Consider the following 25,442-nt stretch of genomic DNA (forward strand, 5'->3'; position numbering starts at 1 on the left):
CCGCGTGGTGACGACCCGTCCGGACGCCGACCCGGCACCCGCCACCGTGGCAGGGGCCGGGTCGCGTCGTCCCCGGGTCGTCGTGCTGCTCGTCGCGGCCGTGCTCCTGACCGCCCTCGTCCAGGGCCTGTTCCTCCAGTCCTACGTCGTCCCCACCGACGCCCTCGCGCCGGTCCTCGAACCAGGAGACCGTGTGCTCGTGTGGAAGGCCTCGGCCGGGGCGCGGCCCGGTGACCTCGCGGTCGTCGACACGACCGCCACGGCCGCCGTCGACCGCTCGACACCGGTCGACGACGGGCCCGCCGGCCGCGTGCTGTCGGCCGTCGCAGGTCTCCTCGGGGTCGACATCGGACGCCAGGACCGCCTCTCGGTCGTCACCGCCGCGTCCGGCGACACCGTGACCCTCGGGGCCCCCGTGCCCGGCGACGCCGCCGCCGCCGACGTCGTCGGGACCGTCGTGTGGCGGATCTGGCCCTTGGGCCGGCTCGGCTCCGTCGCGGGGGTCGACCCGGCCGGGACGCCCCGATGAGCGTGCCCGAGTCCCCGGGGGCTGCCGGGGCCCCCGAGAGGGCGGCCGGCACGTCCGGGGGATCCTCCGACGAGCGCGAGCCCTCGGTCCTCGCGTGGTTCCTCGCGGCGGTCCGCGAGATCGTCGTCGTCGTCGGTCTCGCCCTCGCGCTCTCCTTCGTCGTCAAGACGTGGCTGCTCCAGGCCTTCTACATCCCCTCCGGCTCGATGGAGGACACCCTCCTCGTCGGTGACCGCGTCGTCGTCTCGAAGCTGACGCCGGGCCCGCTCGACCTCAGCCGCGGCGACGTCGTCGTCTTCGAGGACCCGGGTGGCTGGCTCGACGCCACGCCGCCCGTCGAGCGCGACGGGCTGCGCGGGGCCCTCCACGACGGGCTGGTGTTCGTCGGACTCCTCCCCGCCGAGTCCGAGGACCACCTCATCAAACGGGTCATCGGCCTGCCCGGCGACCACGTCGTCTGCTGCGACGAGCAGCGCCGCCTCACCGTCAACGACGTCCCGATCACCGAGCGGTACCTCAAGCCGAACGACCTGCCGAGCTCGCTGAACTTCGACGTCGTCGTGCCGGCGGGCCGCGTGTGGGTCATGGGCGACCACCGCTCCGACTCCGAGGACTCCCGCTTCCACGACCCGAACGGCACCGGCCGCGACGGCTCGGTCCCCGTCGACCGCATCACCGGCCGCGCCATCGCCACCGTGTGGCCGTTCAGCCGGGCCTCCTGGCTCTCCGACCACGCGGCCACGTTCGTCGACGTGCCCTCGCGCCGGGCCGCGCCGTGACCCCTCCGCGCTCCAAGGCCCCCAGCCTGCGGGTCGAGCGGGCGCTCCAGCGCGACGGGCACCGCGTCCTCGCCGGGATGGACGAGGTCGGCCGGGGCGCGCTCGCCGGGCCGGTCACGGTGGGGGTCGTCCTCATCGACGAGTCCTGCCGCACCGCACCGCAGGGGGTCCGCGACTCCAAGCTCCTCGTGCCTCAGGCCCGTGAGCGGATGGTGCCCCGGATCGAGCGCTGGGCCCTCGCCCACGCCGTCGGTCACGCGAGCGCCGACGAGATCGACGAGGTCGGCATCATCGCGGCGCTCCGGCTCGCGGGGACGCGCGCGCTGGTCGCCTGCGGCGTCGTGCCCGACCTCGTCATCCTCGACGGCAACCACGACTGGCTCACCGCGCCCGAGGACGTCGGGCTCCTCGCCTTCGCGCACGAGTCCGCCGTCGTCACCCCGCCCGTCACGACGATGGTCAAGGCCGACCTCAGGTGCTCGTCCGTGGCCGCGGCCTCGGTGCTCGCCAAGGTGACCCGCGACCGGATCATGGTCGGGCTGGGGGAGGCGCAGCCGGAGTACGGCTGGGTCGAGAACAAGGGCTACGCGGCACCGGAGCACATGGACGCGCTGCGCCGGCTCGGGCCGTCCGAATGGCACCGCCGCTCGTGGCGGCTCCCCGGCACGATGGATGATGATGCCCTGACCGACCCGGCCGCCGACCCCGTCGCGGACCTGGTCACCGACCTGACCCCCGGGCCCGCCGCGGACGCCGGGGCCGACCTCTGGCGAGTGGGAGAGCGATGAGCTCGGAGGACCTCGAGAAGTACGAGTCCGAGGCGGAGCTCGCGCTCTACCGCGAGTACCGCGACGTCGTCGGGCTGTTCAGCCACGTCGTCGAGACCGAGCGGCGCTTCTACCTGTGCAACTCGGTCGACGTGAAGGTCCGCTCCGACGGGGGTGAGGTGTTCTTCGACGTGACGATGCACGACGCGTGGGTCTGGGACATCTACCGCCCGGCCCGGTTCGCGAAGACCGTGCGGGTCGTCACCTTCAAGGACGTCAACGTCGAGGAGCTCGCGAAGTCCGAGCTCGAGCTGCCCAAGGGCGAGTTCTAGCCCGTCGTCCACAGGGGCCGCTCCGGCGGAGCGTTCTCCACAGGTTCCGGCGGGGGCTGTCGGGCGTCCGGCCGCGCCGCTTGGCTCGGTCCATGACGACGACCGATGACGACGGCGCGGCCGCTCCCGACCCGCGGCGGAGCCTGGGGCGGTGGGGGGAGGACCTCGCCGTCCGGTACCTGAGCGACCGCGGCCTCACCGTGCTCGAGCGCAACTGGCGGTGCGAGCACGGCGAGGTCGACGTCGTGGCGCGCGACGGCGGCTGGGTCGTCGTGTGCGAGGTCAAGACCCGGCGGACCTCCGGCTTCGGCGAGCCCGTCGAGGCGGTGACGTTCGCCAAGGCCATGCGGCTGCGGCGGCTCGCGGCGGCGTGGATGGCAGCGCACGACGTCCGCGCCGACGGCGTGCGGATCGACGTGGTCGGCATCCTCTGCCGCCCCGGCCGGCCACCACTCGTGCGGCACGTCGTGGGGGTCGGGTCGTGACCCTCGGGCTGGGGCGCACCCTCTCGGTCACGCTCACCGGCCTCGACGGCACCCTCGTCGACGTCGAGGCCCACATCGCCCCGGGGCTGCCGCAGTTCGCGATCGGCGGCATGCCCGACACCGCGTGCGGCCAGGCACCCGACCGGGTGCGGTCGGCCGCGGCGACCTCGGGGGTGCCGGTCCCGGCCCACCGGGTGACGGTCAACCTCTCACCGGCCTCGATCCCGAAGCACGGGTCGGGGTTCGACCTGCCGATCGCGGTGTCGGTCCTGGCCGCGGCCGGCCTGCTGCGGGCCCCCACCCTCGCCGCGGGTGTCGTCCACCTCGGCGAGCTGGCCCTCGACGGCCGGCTGCGCGGCGTGCGCGGGGTGCTGCCGGCGGTGCTCGAGGCGGTGCGGCGCGGGGTCCGCGACGTCGTCGTGCCGCTGGAGAACGTTGCCGAGGCCCAGCTCGTCGACGGCATCAGCGTGCACGGTGCGGGCAGCCTCGCGGAGGTCGTCGGCTGGTACGCCGATGCCGAGGCGGGTGGCTGCGGCCTGCCCGGGGCGATGGTCCGAGAGGAGCCGGTCGAGCCCCGGCGGTCGGGTCCCGACCTCGCCGACGTCGCCGGGCAGCCCGAGGCCCGGCACGCCCTCGAGCTCGCGGCCACCGGCGGCCACCACCTGCTGATGTCGGGCCCACCGGGCGTGGGGAAGACGATGCTCGCCGAGCGGCTCGTCACCGTGCTGCCCCCGCTCACCCGCGACGAGGCGCTCGAGACGCACGCCATCCGCTCGCTCACCGGCCACGTCGGAGACGTGACCAGCCTCGACCGCACCCCGCCCTTCGTCGCCCCGCACCACAGCTCGTCGGTCGCCTCGGTCGCGGGGGGTGGGTCGGGGGTCGCGATGCCGGGCGCCATCTCGCGGGCACACCGCGGAGTCCTCTTCCTCGACGAGGCTCCCGAGTTCGGCAAACGGGTCCTCGAGGTGCTGCGCCAGCCGCTCGAGTCCGGCGAGGTCGTCCTCGCGAGGTCGCGCCACGTCGTGCGCTACCCGGCCCGCTTCCTCCTCGTCCTCGCCGCCAACCCGTGCCCGTGCGGCCTGTCGTGGGGTAAGGCGCTCGACTGCCGTTGTCGCCCGCAGGACATCCGCGGCTACGCGTCGCGGCTGTCGGGCCCGCTCCTGGACCGGGTCGACCTCCAGGTCCACGTCCCACCGGTGCGGCGGGCCGCGTTCGGTGACGAGCGCGGCGAGTGCAGCGCCGACGTCGCCGGCCGGGTCCGCGAGGCCCGGGCGGCCCAGGCGGCCCGCTGGGCCGACGACGGGTGGGCGGTCAACGGGGTCGTCCCGGGACACGTGCTGCGACGCCGCCCGTACCGCCTGCCCGGAGCGGCGACTGCCGCCCTCGACCGCGCCCTCGACGCCGGACGCATCACGCTGCGCGGCTACGACCGCGTGCTGCGCGTCGCGTGGTCCGCCGCCGACCTCGCCGGGCGAACGGTCCCGGTCGCCGACGACGTCGCGACCGCCCTCGTCCTCCGCCGTGGTGAGCAGGTGGCGGCGTGATCGGCCGCGAGAGCCCGCTGGAGGCCGACGACCGGTGGGCGCGGGCCGCGTGGTCCTACCTCGCCGAGCCGCGCAGCCCCACGCTCCAAGCCCTCCTCGAGGCCGACGGGCCGGTCGTCGCGCTCGCCACGCTCAGACGAGGACGCATCCTGGACCGGGCGCTGGAGGTCCACCCCTCGTGCCGCCCCGCCGACCTCGACGGCTGGGCCGAGCGCCTCGCCGAGCTCGACCTCGACGGGATCGCCAGGGCGTGCGAGCACGAGGACCTCACCGTCCTCGTGCCCGGCGACCTCGAGTGGCCCGAGGGGCTCGACCGCCTCGGACTGCCGCCGCCGTGCCTGTTCGTGCGCGGCGACCAGGACCTCGCCTCGCTCGTCGAGCGGTCGGTGGCCCTCGTGGGGTCGCGGGCCGCCAGCGAGTACGGACTGCGCACCGCCGCCGACCTCGCCGACGGGCTGGCCCAGCGGGGCTTCACCGTCACCAGCGGGGCGGCGTACGGGATCGACGGCGCGGCCCACCGCGCCGCCCTCGCGGCCGACGGGCCGGGGGTCGCCGTGCTGGCGTGCGGGGCCGACCGGTACTACCCGGCACCGCATCGCGGCCTCATCGACGCCGTCGCACGCACCGGAGCCGTCGTCAGCGAGAGCCCGCCGGCCGGTGCGCCGTACCGGTGGCGGTTCCTCGCCCGCAACCGCCTCATCGCCGCCATGTCACGGGCGACCGTGGTCGTCGAGGCCGGCCTGCGGTCCGGGTCGCTGTCGACGGCCCGGGAGGCCCGTGACGTCCACCTCCCCGTGGGCGCGGTCCCCGGGCCGGTGTCGAGTGCCACCTCCGCGGGGTGCCACATGCTCGTGCGCGAGTACGGCGCCGTGCTGGTGACCGACGCGGCCGAGGTGGCCGAGCTCGCTGCCCGGGTGGGCGACGACCTCGCCCCCGCTGCCGACCACGGGCCCCGGCGCCCGGGTGACGGTCTCGACGCCACGTCGTTCAAGGTGTGGTCGGCCGTCCCGGTCCGCGGGGCCGTCCCGACCGAGCGCATCGGCCTCGCCGCGGGGGTCCGCACCGAGGTCCTCCACGGGGTGCTCGCCGCGCTCGAAGCCGACGGCCTCGTCGTCCGCGAGGCCGGGCGGTGGCGGAAGGTGCGCCGCAAGGGGTGATGGACGAACAGACGACTTTGCCCGGATGTCGTTGCGGAGGGGCCCACGGAGTGACACGCTGCGCGCGTGACCGTCGTCGGATGCGTCGCGCTCGCCGACTTCGAGCGCCATCTGAGGATCGAGCGCGGCCGCTCTCCCCATACCGTGCGTGCCTACGTGCGGGACGTCGACGCGTTCCTCGCCGGGGCCGGCGTGGGCGACCGGGAGCTACGAGACGTGCGCCTCGCGGACCTGCGTGCCCACCTGGGCACGCTCGCGCGCGCGGGCGCCGCACGGGCGACGATCGCGCGGACGTCGGCCTCCCTGCGGACCTTCTTCGCCTGGCTCGAGCGCAGTGGTCGGATCACCGCCGACCCGGCCCTGCGGCTGGCGGCCCCGAGCCGTCAGCGCACCCTGCCGCCGGTCCTCGGACGACAGTCGGCCGCGGCGCTCCTCGACGTCGCCGCCGTCGCCGCGGACGACGACGACCCGATGCACCTGCGCGACCGCGCCGCCCTCGAGCTGCTCTACGCCACGGGAATCCGCGTGGGCGAGCTCGTCGGTCTCGACGTCGACGACGTCGACGAGGGGACGATGGTGCTGCGGGTCGTCGGCAAGGGCGACAAGGAGCGGCGGGTGCCGTTCGGCATCCCGGCCCGCGACGCCGTCCGGGACTGGCTCGCCCGCGGCCGACCCCGGGTGGCCACGTCCGCCAGCGGACCCGCGCTCCTCCTCGGACGGAGGGGGCGCCGCGTCGACCAGCGCCAGGTGCGCACGGTCGTCCACGCCCTCCTCGAGCACGTCGCGGACGCCCCGGACCTCGGGCCGCACGGGCTGCGGCACAGCGCCGCCACGCACCTGCTCGAGGGCGGCGCGGACCTGCGCATGGTGCAGGAGCTGCTCGGCCATGCCTCGCTGGCCACGACCCAGATCTACACCCACGTCTCCGTCGACCGCCTCAAGCGGTCCTACGCCCAGGCGCACCCCCGTGCGTGACGACGAGCCACGCGGCGAGGCGGCGACGGGTGGAGCGGCCGGCGGCGACGACGCCCTCGGGACCGGTGGCGTGGACGAGTCGGCGGTCACGCAGTCGCCTGCGGCCGAGGCGCCGCCCACCGAGCTGAGCGACACCCTCGACATCCCCGAGTGGGTCTCGGAGATCCGCCGCCTCTACGTCGAACCGAAGACCCAGGTGGTCGAGGAGGAGGGGAACGCCCGCCACCGCCGGACCTCGCTCGTCCGCTTCGGACGCCGGGCCCGGAACGCACCCGAGAGGCCCGCCGCATCGGCAGCGCCTCCGCCCGTGGCCGAGGGGGCCGCCCTGTTCGAACCGACACCCGGTCCGGTCCGCGGACTGGCCGCGCTCGCGGGCTTCGAGGACGAGCCGGTTGCACACAACCCCACCCCCTACCGCGAGGTCGAGGGGCCGGACGCCGCGGAGACCTCCGTGGACCTCGCGGTCGACGAGGCACAGGTGGCCGGCCGCCTGACGGCCTACCTCGACGCCTCCGCGACCGCCGGGATGCACGACGTGGCTCCCGTCCCGGCAGCCGACCCCGTCGAGGACGCCGATCTGACCACGGAAGCCGTCGTCCGCGAGGACCCCGTGGCGAGCGAGGTGCCGGTCGACCAGCCGGTGGTCACCGACCAGGAGACCGAAGCCGACGCCGACGCCGACGCCGACGCCGACGAGCCGAGTACCCGGGACGCCGAGGTGCCCGCACCGGACACCTTCGACGCGCCTGCTCCCTCGGACTCGGTCGAGGACCCCCTCGACGCGGTGCACGCCGACGTTGGTCCGGGGCCGATGGCGGACCCCGATGCGGTGGACCCCGATGCCGCGACGGACGTCGAGCCCGACGCGACCACCGCGGACGGTCTCCACGCGGCGCCCACTCTCCAGGAGGACACCGAGGACATCGAGGACGCAGACGTCGCGCGCGCAGCGGCCGCGCTCCGACGCGGCGCTCCCCGCACCCCAGCCGCCGACGACGCCCGGTCCCCTGAGCCGGAGACCGACGACGCCGCCCTCGCGCGCGCAGCGGCCGCGCTGCGGCGCCACGAGGTCGCCGACCTCGAGGAGGCGTGGCGCCGACCCGCCGCCGGACGTGGGTTCGCGGCCGACGACACCGGACCCGCGGAGGACGAGGAGGGCACCACCGTCGCGGACGGCGAGCTCTCGCACGTCATCGAGGACGGGGACGCGGCGACCATCGACGCGGCGGGGCTCGACCTCGTCGTCACCGAGGACGACGAGGACCTCGAGGACGCGGTCGACGCCGCCGGCCTCGACGCCCCTGCGCGGGCCCTGGATGCGGCGGACTCCGAGGACCTCGAGGACGCGGTCGACGCCGCCGGCCTCGACGCCCCTGCGCGGGCCCTGGATGCGGCGGACTCCGAGGACCTCGAGGACGCGGTCGACGCCGCCGGCCTCGACGCCCCTGCGCGGGCCCTGGATGCGGCGGACTCCGAGGACCAGCGCGTCGCGACGGCTGACGGACCCGACGAGTCCGGATCGGCTGCCGACGTGGCCGTCGAGGAGCCCGTGGCCCTCGATCCCGAGCCCGGCGAGGACGTGGCGGTCACGGACGGGCCGGCCGACGACGGGGAGGAAGTGCGACCCGAGGACGAGCAGGCAGCGGCACCCGAGGACGAGCAGGCGGCTGTGGGGGTCGACGAGCCCACCGCTGACGACGCGGGTGCCGTGGAGCACGTACCGGACGACGCCGACGCACAGCCCGCCGCCCTGCTCCACGACGACGATGACGACCTCGAGTACCACCCGCCGCCGGTCCACCTGTCGTGGCGCCAGGCCGACAGCCTCGACTTCGACGTCCCCGCCGTCGACGACCCGACCAACGACATCCTCATCGAGGCCCCGTCGCAGCTCGTCGCTCCCGCCCGTCGCCGCCATGAGCCGGCCGCGCGGGTGCACCGCGAGGAGACCACCGAGACGGAGCCGGTCGTCCTCACCGAGGTCGACAGCTTCGCGGACCTCCCGGCGACCCGTGCCTCGATGCGGGCGGCCGCCCGTGAAGGGGCCTCGCACACCGGCCGGTGGGTGGCCGTCGCCGCGGTGGCGCTCGTCGTCGTCGTGGCCGCGGTCTGGTTCGTCGTCCGCGGCGTCGGCTCCGGTGAGGCCGCCGCGCCCGCCCGCGATGGCGCGGTCGTCGCCGTTGCCGTCGTCGCTGCCGCGGGCACCGGCTCACCGCAGCGGTAGGAGCACCACCCTCCCTCCCCGCAGGAGCGGCCACGGGTCGAGGTACCCCTCGCCGCGCCGCGCGCCCAGGTGCAGGCACGTCCGTGCCCCGCAGTGCCCGGCGTCCGCGCCCGCCGGCGGCGCGAGCACGCCCAGCTGCTGGCCCACCGCCACCGACACCCCCTCGGCCACCGTGGGCGCCACCGGCTCGTAGGTGCTCTCCAACCCGTCCCGGTGGTGGACCGTGAGCGTCTGGCGACCCGCGACCCAGCCGCGGTGCGTGACGATGCCGTCCTCCACCGCGAGCACCGGCGCCCCGGCCGTCGCGGCGAGGTCGAGCCCCCGGTGCCCGGCCGCGTAGGGACTGGGCGGTGCCCGGAACCGTCGCACCACCGGCGGCGAGGGGACGAGCGGCCAGCGCCACCGGCCGGCGTCCCGGGGTGCGGCTCCCGGCCGCTCAGGGCCGGCCGCCGGAACCGAGGGGTGCCCGGTGGCAGGCTCGGACGACCCGGCCGCGACGCGTGACCGACCCGCGGACCGGGCGTCGTGGCCCCCAGCGGCATCGGCGCGCACCACGAGCGGTGGCGACGGGCCAGGTGGCGGGCCCCCTGGGGGGACACCGGCCAGCACGGCCCCGGTGCCGAGCGCGGTGGCCGTGGCGAGGGAGGCGAGAACGTGGCGGCTCATCGGGCCAGCCTCGCCGCGGGTCACGCCCGCGACGAGGGGCCGCCAGGATCTGTGGACGGCGGCCCGTGTCCCACCCGGCTGTGGACGACCGAAACGACCGGCCGACCGGCCGACCGGCCGACAGCGCCCGAGCGCGGGCGCGGGACTCAGCGGGCCAGGGCGCCGAGGCGGCGGCAGGCCTCGTCGAGCACCGCATCCTCCTTGCAGAACGCGAACCGCACGAGGGTGCGCGCGGCGTCGGGGTCGTCGTGGAAGACCGACACCGGCACCCCGACCACGCCGGCCTGCACGGGCAGCTCGTGGCAGAACGACACCGCGTCGGTCGCCCCGAGCGGGGCGGCGTCGGCGATGACGAAGTACGTCCCGCGCGGCACCGAGACTTCCATCCCGGCGGCACGCAGCCCCGAGACGAGCCGGTCGCGCTTGGCCGACAGCGACGACGCCAGACCGGCGTAGACGGCGTCCCCGAGCCCGAGCCCGGTCGCCACGGCGTGCTGGAACGGTCCGGACCCCACGTACGTGAGGAACTGCTTCACCGCGCGCACCGCCGCCACGGCCTGCGCCGGACCCGAGACCCACCCCACCTTCCAGCCCGTCGTCGAGAACGTCTTGCCGGCCGACGAGATGGTCAGCGTCCGCTCCCACATCCCCGTCAGGGTCGCGACCGGCACGTGCTCGGCGCCGTCGAAGGTCAGGTGCTCGTAGACCTCGTCGGTCACCACCCACGCGTCGTGCTCGCGGGCGAGCGCGCAGACCAGCTCCAGCTCGGCGCGCGTGAACACCTTGCCCGTCGGGTTGTGCGGGGTGTTGAGCAGGACGACCCGCGTCCGCGGCGAGAAGGCCGCCCGCAGGGACTCCTCGTCGACGGCGAAGTCGGGGAACCGCAGCACCGACGTCCGCCGCACCCCGCCGGCCAGGGCGATGGTCGCGGCGTACGAGTCGTAGTACGGCTCGAACGTCACGACCTCGTCGCCGGGCCGGACGAGCGCGAGCACCGTCGCGGCGATCGCCTCGGTCGCCCCCACCGTCACGAGCACCTCGCGCGACGGGTCGACGGCCAGCCCGTAGAACCGCGACTGGTGCTCGGCCACCGCCGCGAGCAGCGCCGGTACACCGGGGCCCGGCGGGTACTGGTTCAGTCCCGACCTGATGGCCGCCACGGCCGCGTCGAGCACCTCGCGCGGGCCGTCGGTGTCCGGGAACCCCTGCCCGAGGTTGATGGCGCCGTGCTCGGCCGCGAGGGCCGACATCGTGGCGAAGATCGTCGTGCCGAACGGTTCCAGCGCGGGGACACCGGGGGAGGAGGGCATGACCACACGCTATGCCCGGACCTACCGCCTGGTCGGTGTCGTGATCACGACACCGACCAGGCGGTAGGTCCGGACATAGCGGCGGAGTAAGGAGGGCGGCCGGCTCAGGAGTGCTCGTCGGCGTGCGCGATGTGGTCGAGCTGGCGCCAGACGAGCAGGAGGGTGAGCCCGGCCCCGGCGAAGGCGAACCAGAAGGGGGCCGCCGCCCCGAAGCGGTCGGCGAGGACGCCCCCGACGGCCTGGCCCGCGATGAGCCCGAGCGTCAGCCCGAGCCAGTACACCGACCCGACCCGCCCCTGGAGGTCCTGCGGGGTCGCGCGCTGCCGCACCGCGTTCGACAGCGAGCCCCACACGAACGCGTACGCCCCGAACACGACCATGACGGCGTAGGCGACGAGGGGAACGGTCGTCAGGGCGAGGACGAGGTGCATGAGCACCTCGAGCACGAGGCACACCTTCATCAGCCGGCCGAGGGGCACCCGGCGCTCGAGCCGGTCGTACCCGACGACCGCGAGCACGCCGCCGACGGCCGCCGCCGTCGTCAGCAGGCCGAACCCGACCTCGTCGACGCCGAGCCGCCGCTGCGCCCAGTAGACGAGCACGCCCCAGGGGGCTCCCCACGTGATGTTGAAGACCAGGATGACGAGGATCAGCGTCCGCACCGGGGCGTGGTGCCGGATCCAGCGCAGGCCGTCGAGGATGTCGCGGCCCACGTGCTGCGGCTCGCGCCCGTCGGGCCGGACCACCGCCGGCACCGCGACCCTCGCGAACAGCGCCGCCGCCAGCAGCCCGGCCGTCGCCTGCACCCCGAACGGCACGGCGTGACCGATGGCGAACAGGGACGCGCCGACCGCGGGCCCCACCATCTGGTTCGCGACGAGGTACCCGGACATCTGCCGCGCGCTCGCGACGCCGAGGTCGGCCGGCTGGACGATCGAGGGGAGGACGGCGCGCCATCCGGTGTCGGCGAAGATCTCGGCCGTGCCCACGGCCAGCAGGGCGAGCAGGAGCAGCCCGATCGAGATCGTCCCGGTGACGATCGTCCCCACGAGGAGCCCCAGGACGAGGACGCGCAGGACGTTCGCGGCGAGGACGAGCCGCTTGCGGTCGACCCGGTCCGCGATCGCCCCGGCATAGAGCCCGAGGACGAGGGTCGGTACCTGCTGGACCATGGCCGCGGCCGCGATGAGGCGGGGATCGTCGGTCTGCGACGCGACGAGGAGGGGCCCGGCGGCGAGGGCGATGCCGTCGCCGAGCTGGGCGACCCACGACGACGCGAGGTTCCACCGGAAGGGGGTTCCCAGGCGCGGTGGGGCGACGACGTCGAGGATCCGGCCCACGAGGGGGAGAGGCTACCCGGACACCACGTCCTCGCGCCCGCATCTCCGGCAGGTCAGGGCGGCCTGCGCCGATTTCCGGAACGGGCGCCTCGCGACGTACGATGTCCGACGGCCTCCGTGTGCACACGTGGGGCCGAAATTCGCGCGTCACCTCTCCTGCGACGAGATCACTCCGAGCAGGGGCGCACCACGGCAGTGGCGGACCGCGGTCACCTCACGGCGACCACGACCCGTCCGGGGTGCGTCTGACGCCAGGCAGGTGGGGCCGGCAGCCGCCGACCACCACCGACGGAACTGACAACCTCACACAGCTAGGAGAACGACGATGGCCGTCGTCACCATGCGCCAGCTCCTCGAGAGCGGCGTCCACTTCGGGCACCAGACCCGTCGCTGGAACCCCAAGATGAAGCGCTTCATCATGACCGAGCGCAACGGGATCTACATCATCGACCTGCAGCAGTCGGTGACGTACATCAACAACGCGTACGAGTTCGTGAAGGAGACCGTCGCCCACGGCGGCACCATCCTCTTCGTCGGCACCAAGCGCCAGGCCCAGGAGCCCATCGCCGAGCAGGCGACCCGCGTCGGGATGCCGTACGTCAACCACCGCTGGCTCGGTGGCATGCTCACCAACTTCCAGACGATCTCCAAGCGCCTGACGCGCCTCAAGGAGCTCGAGGAGCTGAACTTCGACGACGTGGCCGGCTCGGGCTACACGAAGAAGGAGCTGCTCATCTTCAAGCGCGAGAAGGACAAGCTCGAGAAGACCCTCGGCGGCATCCGCACGATGGCCAAGGTCCCCTCGGCCGTCTGGATCGTCGACACCAAGAAGGAGCACCTCGCCGTCGACGAGGCCCGCAAGCTCGGGCTCCCCGTCATCGCGATCCTCGACACCAACTGCGACCCCGACGAGGTCGACTACAAGATCCCGGGCAACGACGACGCGATCCGCTCGGTCACCCTCCTGACCCGCGTCATCGCCGACGCCGTCGCCGACGGCCTCATCGCGCGCTCCGGTGGCCAGGGCGCCTCCGACGCCGAGGGTGTCGCGGGCGACGAGCCGCTCGCGGACTGGGAGCGAGAGCTCCTCGCTGGTGACGCCGCGCAGACCGCCGGCGAGGTCGCCCCCGAGGCCGGGGAGACCGCCGCCGCCGCGGCGCCCGAGGCCGCGGAGGCCACCGAGGCGCCCGCCGAGACCGCCGAGGTCGAGGCCCCCGCCGCCGAGGCCAGCGAGGCTCCGGCCGCGGCCAGCGAGGCTCCCGCCGAGGCCGAGGCCGAGGCCGTCCCGGCCGACAAGGCCTGACACCCCCTCGTCACCTGTCCGACCGCTAGTAGGAAAGAGCGAACACCACTCATGGCGAACTACACCGCCGCTGACATCAAGGCGCTCCGCGAGAAGACCGCCGCGGGCATGATGGACGTCAAGAAGGCCCTCGACGAGGCCGACGGCGACATGGCCAAGGCCGAGGAGATCCTGCGCGTCAAGGGCCAGAAGGGCGTGACCAAGCGCGAGGGTCGCACGACCTCCAACGGGCTCGTGGCCGCCCAGGCCGCCGCCGGCGAGGGCACCCTCGTCGAGGTCCTCTGCGAGACCGACTTCGTCGCCAAGGGCGAGCGCTTCGGCGCCCTGGCCGACCAGGTCCTGGCGCAGGCCGTGGCCACCAAGGCCGCCGACGCCGACGCCCTCCTCGAGTCCACCCTCGCCGACGGCACCTCGGTCAAGCAGCTGCTCGACGACGCCAACGCCACCATCGGCGAGAAGATCGAGGTCAAGCGCGTGGCCCGCCTCGAGGGCGAGCACGTCGTGTCCTACCTGCACAAGACGAGCCCCGACCTGCCCGCGCAGATCGGCGTCCTCGTCGCGACGCAGGGCGGCGACGACTCCGTGGCGCGCGACGTCGCGATGCACATCGCGGCGTTCAGCCCGAGCGTCCTCACCCGCGACGAGATCGACCCCGAGACGGTCGAGAACGAGCGTCGCGTCGCCGAGGCCACCGCGAAGGAGGAGGGCAAGCCCGAGGCCGCCCTCCCGAAGATCGTCGAGGGTCGCGTCAACGGCTTCTTCAAGGAGAACGTCCTGCTCGAGCAGCCGTTCGCCAAGGACGCCAAGAAGACGGTCGCGAAGGTCCTCGAGGAGGCCGGCGCCTCCGCGGGTGGCTTCGCCCGCTTCCGCGTCGGGAGCTGAACCCCTGCGCCCCTCGAGGGCGCACCCACGGATGCCGTCCACCCGCCCGGGTGGGCGGCATCCGTGCGTCCGGCCCCCGCAGACGTGGGTGAAGATCGTCGCCGGACCGACGGTCTTCACCCACGTTCGGCGTCGTGGCGGGAGGCCGGGCCGGTGCAGGCATACTGCGAGCAGGAGGTGGTCGCGATGACGAGCACGCAGGAGCCGGTGACGGGGCCGGCCGGGGAGGCGCATCGACGGGAGGTGGAGGAGCGCGTCCACGTCGACCTGCCGCGCGTACGGCCCGAGGACATGGTGACGACCCAGCCCGTCACCCCGGCACGCGACCCCAGCGGCGGACGCGACACCGAGCAGGAGTTCGTCCTCCGCAACGCCGGGTGGTGACACCCGCACCAGGAGGTGGCCCGATCCGCTGGTCCCGCCGGGCCCGCACGGTTCGGCCGGTGACGGCGCGGTGTGACAGGATCGGGTGACCGCTGCGCACCACCGCCGAGGAGGCCCTGTGACCACGAGCGCCCTGACCGAGGCCGCCCCGTCCGCCGATCCCGCCCCGGTGGAGCAGCCGGGCCGGCCGCGCCGCGTCCTCCTCAAGCTCTCGGGCGAGGTCTTCGGTGGTGGCAGGGTCGGCGTCGACCCCGACGTCGTGCGGGCCATCGCCCGGCAGATCGCCGCGGCCGTCCGCGAGGGCGTGCAGGTGGCGGTCGTCATCGGTGGCGGCAACTTCTTCCGCGGCGCCGAGCTGCAGCAGAAAGGGATGGACCGTGCGCGCGCCGACTACATCGGCATGCTCGGCACCGTGATGAACTGCTTGGCGCTGCAGGACTTCCTCGAGAAGGAGGGCGTCGACACGCGGGTGCAGACCGCCATCGCGATGGGCCAGGTCGCCGAGCCCTACATCCCTCGCCGCGCCATGCGCCACCTCGAGAAGGGCCGGGTCGTCATCTTCGGCGCCGGGGCCGGCATGCCGTACTTCTCCACCGACACGGTGAGCGCCCAGCGGGCCCTGGAGTGCAAGTGCGACGCCGTCCTCATGAGCAAGAACGGGGTCGACGGGGTCTACGACTCCGACCCGCGCAGCAACCCCGACGCCCGCAAGCTCGACCGGGTCACCTTCGACGAGGCGCTGCGCAGCGGCCTGAGGGTCGTCGACGCCGCGGCGTTCAGCCTCTGCATGGAGAACCGCCTGCCCATGGTCGTGTTCGGGATGGAGGGCGACGGCAACATCACCCGCGCCCTGCGCGGCGAGCAGATCGGCACCCTCGTCTCCGCGGGCTGAGCCCCACGCCTCTCGGGGCGGCCCTCACGCCTGCCCTCTTTGACACACTGGACCCCACACCGTCGCGCGCGCCCGCGCGGCACACCGAAGGAGAAGCGCCCCAGATGATCGACGAGACCTTGTTCGAGGCCGAGGAGAAGATGGAGAAGACCGTCGAGGCCGCCAAGGAGGCCTTCGGCGGCATCCGCACCGGTCGCGCGCACCCGGGCATGTTCCAGAAGGTGCTCGTCGACTACTACGGCGCGCCCACCCCCCTCCAGCAGCTCGCGTCCTTCCAGACCCCCGAGGCCCGCACCATCATCATCAGCCCCTTCGACAAGGGCTCGATGCACGCCATCGAGAAGGCGATCCAGGCCGCCGACCTCGGGGTGAACCCCAGCAACGACGGCACGATCATCCGCTGCGTCATGCCGGTCCTCACCGAGGAGCGCCGCCGCGAGTACGTCAAGATGGCGCACACCCAGGCCGAGGACGCCCGCGTCTCGCTGCGGAACATCCGCCGCCACGCCAAGTCCCAGCTCGAGAAGCTCGTCAAGGACGGCGAGGTGGGCGAGGACGAGGGCGCCCGCGCCGAGAAGGAGCTCGAGGCGGTCACCAAGCGCCACGTCGACCAGGTCGACGACCTGCTCAAGGGCAAGGAGGCCGAGCTCCTCGAGGTCTGAGCCTCGCCCGAGCCGCCCGCCATGACCGACGCCACCGCCGGCACCGACGCCCCGGACGCCCCGGGAGCCACCGCCCCCGCCGACCCCGCCGCCTTCACCGACCCCGCCGCCCAGGAACCCGAGGAGGGCGGCCAGGCCGCCCCGCGCACCTCGCGCGCCGGCCGCGACCTGCGGGCCGCCGTCGGGGTCGGCCTGCTCCTCGGCGGAGTCGTCATCGGCAGCCTCGTCGTCGACGCGCGGGCGTTCCTCGCCGTCGTCGTCCTCGCCGTGACCTACGGGTCCTGGGAGCTGCGCCGGGCGCTGGCGACCAAGGGCATCTCGGTCCCGCTCGTCCCGCTCGCCCTCGGCTCGGTCGGGATGCTCGTCTCGGCGTACCTGCGCGGTCCCGAGGCGCTCGTCGTGACCTTCGGGCTCACCGTCGTGGGCCTGCTCGTGTGGCGGGTCGCCGACGGGCTCAGTGGAGCGGCGCGCGACCTCGGCGCCTCCACCCTCGTCGCGTTCTACCCCGTCTTCCTCGGCGGGTTCGCCTCGATGATGCTCGCGGCCCCGGACGGGCGGCAGCGGATCGTCGTGTTCGTCCTCGTCACCGTCTTCTCCGACATCGGCGGCTACGCCGTCGGTGTCAAGCTCGGCCGGCACCCCATGGCGCCCTCGCTGTCACCGAAGAAGTCGTGGGAGGGGTTCGCGGGGTCGGTCCTCACCTGTGCGGTCGTCGGCGCGGTCAGCCTGCCGCTGCTCCTCGGCGGCCTGTGGTGGACCGGCGCGGTGCTCGGTGCCGTCGCCGCGGGGGCGGCCACGCTCGGCGACCTCATCGAGAGCAGCATCAAGCGCGACCTCGGCATCAAGGACATGGGCACGCTGCTGCCCGGGCACGGTGGGCTCATGGACCGGCTCGACTCGCTCGTCGTCGTCGCCCCGGTCGCGTGGGCGTTCCTGCTCTTCTTCGTCCCGCTCGGCTGACACTGACCGCCGACCGCCGGCCGCGGCGCCGGCGGAGCGGGGCGACGCGTCAGCCGGCCCGGCGTCCGATCCCGAGCACCTGCTCGAGCACCTCGGAGGGCCGCACGGTGAGGGAGCCGTCCTCGGTCTCGGTCGTCAGGCAGGTGATCTGCCGGTCGACCCAGTGGTAGGTGTGCTGGGACAGCGGGCTGATGCCGTCGGCGTGCATCCGCTGGGCCCACTCGGGCACGAGCTCGAGGGCGTCGCGGACCTCGGCCGCCGTGCCGCACGGCTGGAGGAGGATGGCGTGCCGGTACGGCATCGCGAAGACCCAGCCGTTGCGGTCGTCGACGTCGGGCAGCCAGCGGTGCGCGGCCTCGTTGAGGAAGCGCGCGAAGCTGGCGGTGTACGGCGAGTCGCCGATGATCGTCCAGAGTCCGCGGCGGCCCTCGGTGACCCGGTCGATGTCGACCTCGCAGTTCTCGAGGAGGTCCATGAGGTTGTGGCGGCCCTTGTTGATCAGGCTCGGCAGCCGGCGCCCGGTCTCGGCGATCCGCGAGTCGGGGAGGGTGACGATGGCCGTCGGGAGGTCGAGGGTGAGCACCTCGTGGACGTGGTCGGCGAAGCGGCCGGCGTAGTTGAACCCCAGGCCCGTGCCGTGGATCCGCTCGGCGCCGACGAGGCGCGAGGTGAGCGCGGCGTCGAAGGCCCCGTGGTCGAGGGAGGCGATGTCGGCGTCGGCGGCTGCGGTGAGCCGCTCGAGGTGCTCGCGGACGTCGTCGGAGAAGGGGCCGGCGTCATCGTCGATGTCTGGGACGGCGAGGACGGGCGGCGCGGGCGGACGCGACACCTCCGCTGCCGGGACCTCGTCCTCCTGCGGACGGGGCGCCCGGAACTTGTCGAACAGGCCCATGGCTGTTCCTCATTTCCCTGCACACTCGCTCCCCTGCAGAACGAGTACGACCCACGGTAGGGGTCGTGGCCCCGCCGCGCCATGGAAACGCCGCAACTGTGCGCGTCGGCGGACCTGAGAGGATGGGCGCACCATGAGCGAGCCCACGACGCCCCGCCCCGCGCCCGGCCAGCTGACCTTCGCCGCACCGCGGCGCGGCAAGCCCCCGCGCCACCTCGCCGACCTCACCCTCGCCGAGCGCCGCGAGGCGGTGGAGGCGCTGGGCCACAAGCCGTTCCGGGCCGGGCAGCTCTCGACGCACTACTTCGACCGGCTCGTCGACTCCCCGGAGCAGATGACCGACCTGCCCAAGGCGGTCCGCGACGACCTCGTCGCCGACCTCATGCCCACGCTCCTCACCCCGGTCCGCAGCCTCACCGCCGACCGCGGGGCGACCGTGAAGCAGGTGTGGCGCCTGTTCGACGGTGCGCTCGTCGAGTCGGTCCTCATGCGCTACCCGAACCGGGTCACGGTGTGCATCTCCAGCCAGGCCGGCTGCGGCATGAACTGCCCGTTCTGCGCGACCGGCCAGGAGGGGCTGACCCGCAACATGTCGACCGGCGAGATCGTCGAGCAGGTCGTCGCGGCGTCGCGCCTGCTCCGCCACGGCGGGCTCCCCGAGCTGGAGGGTGCCGGCGACGGCGCCACGGAGGCCGGCCTGGGTGACGAGTCCGAGGAGGACGCCGCCCCGACCACCGGTGGGCGCACCGCCCGGGTGACCAACGTCGTCTTCATGGGGATGGGCGAGGCGCTGGCCAACTACAAGGCCGCGATCGGTGCGATCCGCCGGCTCACCGACCCCGCACCGGAAGGTCTGGGGATGTCGGCACGGGGCCTGACGATGTCGACCGTCGGCCTCGTCCCGGGCATCGACCGCCTCGCCGCCGAGGGCGTCCCCGTCACACTCGCCCTCTCGCTCCACGCCCCCGACGACGAGCTGCGCGACGAGCTGGTCCCGATCAACACGCGCTGGAAGGTCGACGAGGCCATCGACGCCGCGTACCGGTACCACGAGGCCACGGGCCGCCGGGTCAGCATCGAGTACGCGCTGATCCGCGACATCAACGACCAGGCGTGGCGCGCCGACCTCCTCGGCGAGAAGCTCAAGGCGCGCGGGCGCGGCTGGGTGCACGTCAACCCGATCCCGCTCAACCCCACCCCGGGATCGAAGTGGACGGCGTCGCGCCGCGGCGTCGAGCAGCAGTTCGTCGAGCGGCTGCGGGCCCACGGCATCCCGACCACGGTCCGCGACACCCGTGGGTCCGACATCGACGGTGCCTGCGGCCAGCTGGCGGCGGCCACCGCCTGACCCGCCGTACCCTGTGCTCGTGCGACGTCGCTCCGTGGCCCTCGTGGCCGCCGCCGGGCTGGGCCTCGCCGGGACCTTGGCGGGCTGCGGTGGAGGGGCCGAGCTCCCCGCCGCCCTGAAGTCCTCGGGCCACGCCACGAGCCACGCGGGCGGACCCACCACCTCGGCGCCGCCGGCGGTCCCCGACGTCCCGCTGCGCGCGGGGGAGCGCTTCCAGACGCTGACGCTGCCTGCCGCGTACACCCCCAGGGCGCCCGAGGGCACGGGCACCGACGACTACCGCTGCTTCCTCGTGGACCCGAGGTTCCGTACCGACCAGCTCGTCAGCGGGGTGCAGATCGCCCCGGACAACGCGGCGATGGTGCACCACGTCATCGTCTCGAAGGTCGAGCCCGACCAGGTCGCCGACGCGAAGGCGCTCGACGCGAAGGACCCCGGGGAGGGCTGGACCTGCTTCGGCGGCGCCGGCCTCGCCGGGACACGCGGGGGCGACCTCGACGACGCCGACTGGGTCGGCGCCTGGGCGCCCGGTGGCGGCGAGCGGGTCATGGCCGACGACATCGGCATCCCGCTCGCGAAGGGCAGCCGCCTCGTCGTGCAGATGCACTACAACCTCCTCGCCGGGTCCGGGGCCGACCGCAGCACCGTGCGGCTGCGGCTGTCGGAGGCGAAGGACTCGAGGAAGCAGGCCCTGCGCACGATGCTGCTGCCCGCACCGGTCGAGCTGCCGTGCCGCGACAACCGCACCAAGGGGCTGTGCAACCGCACGCTCGCCGTCGCCGACCTCAAGAAGCGCTTCGCCGAGAACCCCGCCACGGCCGACCTGCTCCACCTGCTGTGCGGGCCGGTCGACCCCGGGCCGGTCCAGAGCTGCACGCGCAAGATCCACGACGAGGGCACGATCCGCTCGGTCGCCGGGCACATGCACCTGCTCGGCCGCGCCATCACCGTCGACGTCAACAAGGGGACGCCCGAGGCGCGGCGCGTCCTCGACATCCCGGTCTGGAACTTCGACGACCAGGGCAGCATCCCGCTCGAGAAGCCGCTGGAGGTCGGCCCCGGCGACACGATCACCGTCACGTGCACCCACGACCAGGGGCTGCGCGACCTGCTCCCGGCGTTCGAGGGGACCAAGGACCGCTACGTCGCCTGGGGCGAGGGCACCACCGACGAGATGTGCCTCGGCATCGTCCTCATGACCCCCCGCTGACCACCGAGTCGTGGGCCCGGGTGGCCGTCCCGGCACCAGGTGAGCACACGACCCGCTCAGGTCCCGATGACGAGCGCCGCGGCCTCCTCGACCGTGTCGACGAGGTGGATCCGCCCCTCCATCGCCCGTTCCGCGGCGAGGGCCTCGAGCGCCGGCCACACGGGGATGCGTGTGGCCCAGTGCTGCGCGCCCACGAGGACGACGACCGGCAGGACGTCGTCGTCGGCCGCGTAGTAGAGGCGCGTCGCGCTCTGGAAGACCTCCTGGACCGTGCCGGCGGCGCCCTCGAGGACGACGAGGCCGGCGGTGCACCGGGCGAGGAGGCCGTCCTCGCGGATGGCGTTGCTGAAGTACTTGGCGATGCCGTTGCAGAAGACGTTCGGCGGCTCGTGGCCGTAGAACCAGGTGGGGATGCCGACGCTGCGCACCCGTGCCTCCGCGACGGGCGTGTGGATCAGCTCGTCGTGGAGGGCGAGCGCCACCTCGGCCCACGGCTCGATGGCGGGGCGGAAGGAGGGGACGTGCGAGAGCCGGTCGACGGCGTCCTCGAGTGCGCCATGGTCGGGGGCGAACGCCCCGAGGTTCGCGGCCTCCATCGCGCCCGGACCGCCGCCGGTGACGACCGTGAGCCCGGCCTCGGCGAGGACGTTCCCCAGCCGGGCGGCCGCGGCGTACGCGGGAGTGCCGCGCTCGATGGCGTGCCCGCCCATGACCCCGACGACCGGTGCGTCGCCGAGGAACTCGTCGAGGGCGTCGGTGATGGAGTCGTCGTGAACCGCGCGCAGCAGGGTGATGAAGGCGTCGTGGGCCCGCACCGCGTCGCGCGACCAGTGGTACGCGAGGGCGTCCGGCGTGGCCTCGTACCCGCGGGTGGTCAGGCCCTCGTACAGCTCGTGCGGCTGGTAGAGGCTCGCCCGGTAGGGGTTGACCGGGGCGTGCGGGTCGGTGGGGAAGACGAGCGCGCCCTGCGCCCGCAGGTGGGTGGCGAGCTCGTCGGTCATCCGCCCGCCGAGGACGACCATGCCCTCGACGTCCCCACGGGCGAGCAGCTGCGCCTCGTGGCCCCCGAGGTCGAGGTCCTGCAGGCGCAGCCCCCGCAGCGGCCGGCCGTCGGCGAGGACGGCGTCCAGGTCCGGCAGCGACTCGATCTCCCTCACGCCCCGGACGCTACCGCCGCCGGAGGTGACGACCCTCGGAAGAGCTCCGACGGACGACGCCGCCGTCTTGGTCGACCCGCGGACGGTTGCCCTGTACCGAGATCGACGTACTGGTCGATCCGCGGACGGGTCAGTGGGCCGTGAGGCGGGACAGGAGGGCGCCGAGCCGGGCCGGGCGCCCGGTGCGGGCCTCCTCGAGGTCGGCGAGGTGCGCCGCCCTCAGCCCCGCGTTGACCCCGAGCCAGCGGAGCGGCTCCGGCTCCCACCGCGGGGAGCGGTGCCCGACCCACGGCAGGGCGGTCAGCGGGGACGAGCGACCGAGGACGAGGTCGGCCAGTGTCCGCCCCGCGAGGTTCGTCGCCGCGACGCCGTCCCCGACGTACCCGCCGGCCCAGCCCGTGCGCGTCGAGGCGTCCCACCGCACCGAGGGGTGCCAGTCGCGGGCGATGCCGAGCGCGCCACCCCATGCGTGGGTGAACCCGACCCCGTCGAGCTGGGGAAGCACCCCCAGCAGGTGTGCCCGCAGTGCCGCGAACACCTGCCCCTCGTGGTCGAACTCGGGCCGAACCGTCGAGCCCCAGTGGTACGGCGCCCCGCGTCCCCCGAACGCGATCCGCCCGTCGTCGGTGCGCTGGCCGTAGACGACGAGGTGCCCGTGGTCGGCGAACACCTCCCGCCCGGCGAGCCCGAGACCGGCCCACACCTCGTCGGACAGCGGCTCGGTCGCCACCATGAGCGAGTACACGGGGACCACCGACCGCTCGTGCCCGGGGAACGACGGGGTCCACCCCTCCGTCCCGAGGACGACCGACGCCGCCGACACCCGACGTCCGTCACGCAGGACGACGACCCCGTCACCCGCCCGGGCGACCCGCACCCCCTCGACGACGCGAGCCCCCATCCGCCGGACCAGCGCGCCCAGCCCGTCGACGAGCCGGCGCGGATGGATCCGGGCGCAGTCGGGGGTGTACGTCGCCCCCAGGACCCCCGGCGCGTCGAGCCGCTCCCGCGCGGCCTCGGACGTGAGCCACGTCGTGCCCATCCTCCAGGAGGCCGCGTGCTCGGCCTCGGCCCGCGCCCGCACCACCTGGGCGGCCGAACGCGCCACGACGAGCGCCCCGCCCTTCGTGAACCCCGACCCCAGCCCCTCGGCCTCGTCGACCCGGCCGACCTCGTCGACCGTGTCGCGCAGCGCCGCGAGCTGCGCCGACGCCGCCGCCCGGCCGTACCGCCGGGCGAGGACGTCGGGGGAGACCGGCCACAGCGCCGACACCCACCCGCCGTTGCGCCCGCTGGCCCCGAAGCCGACGTGCTCGGCCTCGAGGACGAGCACCGTCAGGTCCGGCCGCGTCCGCAGCAGGTAGTACGCCGTCCACAGCCCGGTGTACCCGCCGCCGACGACCGCGACGTCGACGGACAGGGGGAGCGGCGAGGTGTCGGCCGGAGGACGCGGCGCGGCGTCGTCCCACCAGAGCGGCCCCGTCCCGGCGGAGGGGCCCGTGACGCTCACGGCCACCGCGTCGTGTGCTCAGGTGGCCGCGAGGACGACCACGCGGGCACACGACTCCGGTCGGGGTCGGTCAGCACCCTCAGAGGTGGTTCTCGGCCTCGGTGAGCACCGACCGCAGCCGGCTCTCGATCTCGTCGAACTCGGCCGGGCCCATCGTCAGCGGGGGAGCGAGCTGCACGACGGGGTCGCCGCGGTCGTCGGCGCGGCAGTACAGCCCGGCGTCGAAGAGCGCCTTGGACAGGAACCCGCGCAGCAGCCGCTCGCACTCGGCGTCGTCGAACGTCTCGCGGGTGGCCTTGTCCTTGACGAGCTCGATCCCGTAGAAGTACCCGGCCCCGCGGACGTCACCGACGAGCGGGAGGTCGTGCAGGCGCTCGAGGGTGGACCGGAAGACCGGGGCGTTCTCCTTGACCCGGTCGTAGAGGCCCTCGCGGTCGAAGATGTCGAGGTTGGCCATCGCCGCGGCGCAGGACACCGGGTGCCCGCCCCAGGTGTAGCCGTGCGGGAAGAACGTCGTGCCCGACCGGAACGGCTCGAACAGGCGGTCGCTCGCGATCATCAGGCCCAGTGGGGCGTACCCCGAGGTGACGCCCTTGGCCGAGGTGATGATGTCGGGCACGTAGCCGAGGTCGGTGCAGGCGAACATCGACCCGATCCGCCCGAACGCGCAGATCGTCTCGTCGGAGACGAGGAGGACGTCGTACTCGTCGCAGATCTCGCGGACCCGGTCGAAGTACCCGGCCGGCGGCGGGAAGCAGCCGCCCGAGTTCTGCACCGGCTCGAGGAAGACGGCCGCCACCGTGTCGGGGCCCTCGAACTCGATGGCCTCGGCGATGCGGTCGGCGGCCCATCGGCCGAAGGCCTTCTCGTCGTCGCGCAGGTGCTCGGGGGCGCGGTAGAGGTTGGTGTTCGGCACCTTGTGCCCGCCGGGGACGAGTGGCTCGAACTCGGCCTTCGCGGCGGGGATGCCGGTGATCGACAGGGCCCCCTGCGGCGTGCCGTGGTAGGCCACCGCCCGGGAGATCACCTTGTGCTTGAGCGGCTTCCCGACGAGCTTGAAGTACTGCTTGGCGAGCTTCCAGGCGGTCTCGACCGCCTCGCCGCCGCCGGTCGTGAAGAAGACGCGGTTGAGGTCGCCCGGCGCGTGGTGCGCGAGCCGCTCGGCGAGCTCGATGGCGCGCGGGTGCGCGTAGGACCACAGCGGGAAGAACGCGAGCTCGCACGCCTGCTTCGCCATCGCCTCGGCGATCTCGGTGCGCCCGTGGCCGACGTTCGTGACGAACAGGCCGGCCAGGGCGTCGAGGTACTCGTTGCCGCGGTCGTCCCAGATCCGCCACCCCTCGCCGCGCGTGATGATCGGCACGGCGTGGCCGAGGCCGCCGTCGTCCTTCTCCTCGAAGACGGAGTGCCGCGTGAAGTGCATCCACAGGTGGTCGCGCGCGGCGTCGGAGTACAGCGCCCCGGTGGCCGTGTGACGGTCCGAGCTGGGCTCCCAGACGGTCGACGGCTCGGTGGTCACCGCGTGCCCCAGTTGTAGTGCTGCTTGTTGAGTTTGAGGTAGACGAAGGTCTCGGTCGTCGACACGCCCTCCAAGCCGCGGATCCGCTCGGTGAGCAGCTCGAGGAGGTGGTCGTCGTCCTCGCAGACGACCTCGGCGAGGATGTCGAAGCTGCCCGCCGTCGTGACGACGTACGACACCTCCGGCATGGCGGTGAGGGCCTCGCCGACCGCGATGAGGTCGCCCTCGGCGCGAATGCCGATCATCGCCTGCCGGCGGAAGCCCACCTGGAGCGGGTCGGTGACGGCGACGATCTGCATGACCTCGGCGTCGAGGAGGCGCTGGACCCGCTGGCGCACCGCGGCCTCGGACAGCCCCACCGCCTTCGCGATGGCGGCGTAGGACTGGCGCCCGTCCTCCTGGAGCAGCTCGATGATCCGCTTGGCGACGTCGTCGAGACGGGTCTCGGTCGGCGGCCGGGAGCTTCGGGTGGGACGGCTGGTGCGGGTCACGCGGCCATCGTGCCCGCTGGTTCCGGGGCACGCAAGTACGGGATGACGGAATCCGTGGGTGTGTCGGCTCGTCTGTGTAACTTTTCGTCGAATTCGCGGCGTCCACCCTAGTGATCACGCG

The 25,442-nt window shown here is 74.1% G+C and carries 25 protein-coding genes; 17 read left to right on the forward strand and 8 right to left on the reverse strand.

The window, feature by feature from the left end; translation table 11 throughout:
* The first annotated feature begins 7 nt into the window (after positions 1–7).
* From ACK8HX_RS01475 to ACK8HX_RS01515, 9 genes are all read left to right on the forward strand, one after another.
* On the forward strand, positions 8–529 hold the full coding sequence (locus ACK8HX_RS01475) for a hypothetical protein (RefSeq protein WP_411938868.1): 522 nt from the start codon (positions 8–10) through the stop codon (positions 527–529).
* On the forward strand, positions 526–1,308 hold the full coding sequence (lepB, locus tag ACK8HX_RS01480; RefSeq protein ID WP_411938869.1) for a signal peptidase I: 783 nt from the start codon (positions 526–528) through the stop codon (positions 1,306–1,308). The genes ACK8HX_RS01475 and lepB overlap by 4 nt, the downstream gene beginning before the upstream one ends.
* The gene (locus ACK8HX_RS01485; protein ID WP_411938870.1) at positions 1,305–2,096 is read left to right on the forward strand and encodes a ribonuclease HII; all 792 of its coding nucleotides are present in this window, start codon (positions 1,305–1,307) and stop codon (positions 2,094–2,096) included. Before lepB ends, ACK8HX_RS01485 begins: the two co-directional genes overlap by 4 nt.
* A complete protein-coding gene (locus tag ACK8HX_RS01490) occupies positions 2,093–2,407 on the forward strand; it encodes a DUF2469 domain-containing protein (RefSeq protein ID WP_030527975.1) in 315 nt (104 codons plus the stop codon). The genes ACK8HX_RS01485 and ACK8HX_RS01490 overlap by 4 nt, the downstream gene beginning before the upstream one ends.
* Before the next feature lie 92 nt (positions 2,408–2,499).
* Positions 2,500–2,892, forward strand: a complete 393-nt coding sequence (locus tag ACK8HX_RS01495) for a YraN family protein (protein WP_411938871.1) — start codon at positions 2,500–2,502, stop codon at positions 2,890–2,892.
* The gene (locus tag ACK8HX_RS01500) at positions 2,889–4,439 is read left to right on the forward strand and encodes a YifB family Mg chelatase-like AAA ATPase (protein ID WP_411938872.1); all 1,551 of its coding nucleotides are present in this window, start codon (positions 2,889–2,891) and stop codon (positions 4,437–4,439) included. The genes ACK8HX_RS01495 and ACK8HX_RS01500 overlap by 4 nt, the downstream gene beginning before the upstream one ends.
* Positions 4,436–5,596 (forward strand): DNA-processing protein DprA, encoded by a 1,161-nt coding sequence (gene dprA, locus ACK8HX_RS01505; RefSeq protein WP_411938873.1) that lies wholly within the window; start codon positions 4,436–4,438, stop codon positions 5,594–5,596. Before ACK8HX_RS01500 ends, dprA begins: the two co-directional genes overlap by 4 nt.
* Positions 5,597–5,662: 66 nt before the next feature.
* Positions 5,663–6,571: a tyrosine recombinase XerC gene (locus ACK8HX_RS01510; protein WP_411938874.1), complete on the forward strand. Its 909-nt coding sequence runs from the start codon at positions 5,663–5,665 to the stop codon at positions 6,569–6,571.
* On the forward strand, positions 6,564–8,795 hold the full coding sequence (locus tag ACK8HX_RS01515; protein WP_411938875.1) for a hypothetical protein: 2,232 nt from the start codon (positions 6,564–6,566) through the stop codon (positions 8,793–8,795). The genes ACK8HX_RS01510 and ACK8HX_RS01515 overlap by 8 nt, the downstream gene beginning before the upstream one ends.
* Here ACK8HX_RS01515 and ACK8HX_RS01520 read toward each other — a convergent pair.
* The 3 genes from ACK8HX_RS01520 to ACK8HX_RS01530 form a co-directional block, all read right to left on the reverse strand.
* Positions 8,781–9,167 (reverse strand): peptidoglycan DD-metalloendopeptidase family protein, encoded by a 387-nt coding sequence (locus tag ACK8HX_RS01520; protein WP_411938876.1) that lies wholly within the window; start codon positions 9,165–9,167, stop codon positions 8,781–8,783. The genes ACK8HX_RS01515 and ACK8HX_RS01520 overlap by 15 nt on opposite strands.
* Positions 9,168–9,607: 440 nt before the next feature.
* Positions 9,608–10,771 carry a pyridoxal phosphate-dependent aminotransferase gene (locus ACK8HX_RS01525; protein WP_411938877.1) on the reverse strand — a complete coding sequence of 388 codons (1,164 nt, stop codon included), beginning with the start codon at positions 10,769–10,771 and terminating at the stop codon, positions 9,608–9,610.
* 104 nt (positions 10,772–10,875) lie between these two features.
* Positions 10,876–12,111: an MFS transporter gene (locus ACK8HX_RS01530; RefSeq protein WP_411938878.1), complete on the reverse strand. Its 1,236-nt coding sequence runs from the start codon at positions 12,109–12,111 to the stop codon at positions 10,876–10,878.
* Positions 12,112–12,436: 325 nt separating this feature from the next.
* Between ACK8HX_RS01530 and rpsB the strand changes: the two genes are divergently transcribed.
* The 6 genes from rpsB to ACK8HX_RS01560 all read left to right on the forward strand — a co-directional run bounded on the left by rpsB (position 12,437) and on the right by ACK8HX_RS01560 (position 17,194).
* Positions 12,437–13,414: a 30S ribosomal protein S2 gene (gene rpsB / locus ACK8HX_RS01535; RefSeq protein WP_411938879.1), complete on the forward strand. Its 978-nt coding sequence runs from the start codon at positions 12,437–12,439 to the stop codon at positions 13,412–13,414.
* Positions 13,415–13,465: 51 nt separating this feature from the next.
* On the forward strand, positions 13,466–14,296 hold the full coding sequence (tsf, locus tag ACK8HX_RS01540) for a translation elongation factor Ts (RefSeq protein ID WP_411938880.1): 831 nt from the start codon (positions 13,466–13,468) through the stop codon (positions 14,294–14,296).
* A gap of 186 nt (positions 14,297–14,482) precedes the next feature.
* Positions 14,483–14,680 carry a hypothetical protein gene (locus tag ACK8HX_RS01545; protein ID WP_411938881.1) on the forward strand — a complete coding sequence of 66 codons (198 nt, stop codon included), beginning with the start codon at positions 14,483–14,485 and terminating at the stop codon, positions 14,678–14,680.
* Between the two features lie 169 nt (positions 14,681–14,849).
* Positions 14,850–15,572, forward strand: coding sequence for a UMP kinase (gene pyrH / locus ACK8HX_RS01550; protein ID WP_411939333.1), 723 nt, complete (start codon positions 14,850–14,852; stop codon positions 15,570–15,572).
* A 104-nt stretch (positions 15,573–15,676) separates the two neighbouring features.
* The gene (frr, locus tag ACK8HX_RS01555; protein ID WP_411938882.1) at positions 15,677–16,234 is read left to right on the forward strand and encodes a ribosome recycling factor; all 558 of its coding nucleotides are present in this window, start codon (positions 15,677–15,679) and stop codon (positions 16,232–16,234) included.
* Positions 16,235–16,255: 21 nt separating this feature from the next.
* Positions 16,256–17,194: a phosphatidate cytidylyltransferase gene (locus tag ACK8HX_RS01560; protein WP_411938883.1), complete on the forward strand. Its 939-nt coding sequence runs from the start codon at positions 16,256–16,258 to the stop codon at positions 17,192–17,194.
* Between the two features lie 49 nt (positions 17,195–17,243).
* Here the strand turns inward: ACK8HX_RS01560 and ACK8HX_RS01565 are convergent, their stop codons facing one another.
* Positions 17,244–18,086 (reverse strand): hypothetical protein, encoded by an 843-nt coding sequence (locus ACK8HX_RS01565; RefSeq protein ID WP_411938884.1) that lies wholly within the window; start codon positions 18,084–18,086, stop codon positions 17,244–17,246.
* A gap of 133 nt (positions 18,087–18,219) precedes the next feature.
* Here ACK8HX_RS01565 and rlmN point away from each other — a divergent pair, with 133 nt between their 5' ends.
* Both rlmN and ACK8HX_RS01575 read left to right on the forward strand, forming a co-directional pair.
* On the forward strand, positions 18,220–19,434 hold the full coding sequence (rlmN, locus tag ACK8HX_RS01570; RefSeq protein WP_411938885.1) for a 23S rRNA (adenine(2503)-C(2))-methyltransferase RlmN: 1,215 nt from the start codon (positions 18,220–18,222) through the stop codon (positions 19,432–19,434).
* Between the two features lie 19 nt (positions 19,435–19,453).
* Positions 19,454–20,644 carry a monooxygenase gene (locus ACK8HX_RS01575; protein WP_411938886.1) on the forward strand — a complete coding sequence of 397 codons (1,191 nt, stop codon included), beginning with the start codon at positions 19,454–19,456 and terminating at the stop codon, positions 20,642–20,644.
* A 56-nt stretch (positions 20,645–20,700) separates the two neighbouring features.
* Here the strand turns inward: ACK8HX_RS01575 and ACK8HX_RS01580 are convergent, their stop codons facing one another.
* From ACK8HX_RS01580 to ACK8HX_RS01595, 4 genes are all read right to left on the reverse strand, one after another.
* The gene (locus tag ACK8HX_RS01580) at positions 20,701–21,801 is read right to left on the reverse strand and encodes an LOG family protein (RefSeq protein WP_411938887.1); all 1,101 of its coding nucleotides are present in this window, start codon (positions 21,799–21,801) and stop codon (positions 20,701–20,703) included.
* 130 nt (positions 21,802–21,931) lie between these two features.
* Positions 21,932–23,311 (reverse strand): NAD(P)/FAD-dependent oxidoreductase, encoded by a 1,380-nt coding sequence (locus tag ACK8HX_RS01585; protein WP_411938888.1) that lies wholly within the window; start codon positions 23,309–23,311, stop codon positions 21,932–21,934.
* A gap of 79 nt (positions 23,312–23,390) precedes the next feature.
* Positions 23,391–24,830 (reverse strand): aspartate aminotransferase family protein, encoded by a 1,440-nt coding sequence (locus ACK8HX_RS01590; protein WP_411938889.1) that lies wholly within the window; start codon positions 24,828–24,830, stop codon positions 23,391–23,393.
* On the reverse strand, positions 24,827–25,321 hold the full coding sequence (locus ACK8HX_RS01595; RefSeq protein WP_411938890.1) for an Lrp/AsnC family transcriptional regulator: 495 nt from the start codon (positions 25,319–25,321) through the stop codon (positions 24,827–24,829). Before ACK8HX_RS01595 ends, ACK8HX_RS01590 begins: the two co-directional genes overlap by 4 nt.
* Positions 25,322–25,442 lie beyond the last annotated feature (121 nt).

The sequence above is a fragment of the Oryzobacter faecalis genome (genome assembly GCF_046764005.1).
Classification (GTDB): Bacteria; Actinomycetota; Actinomycetes; order Actinomycetales; family Dermatophilaceae; genus Oryzobacter; species Oryzobacter faecalis.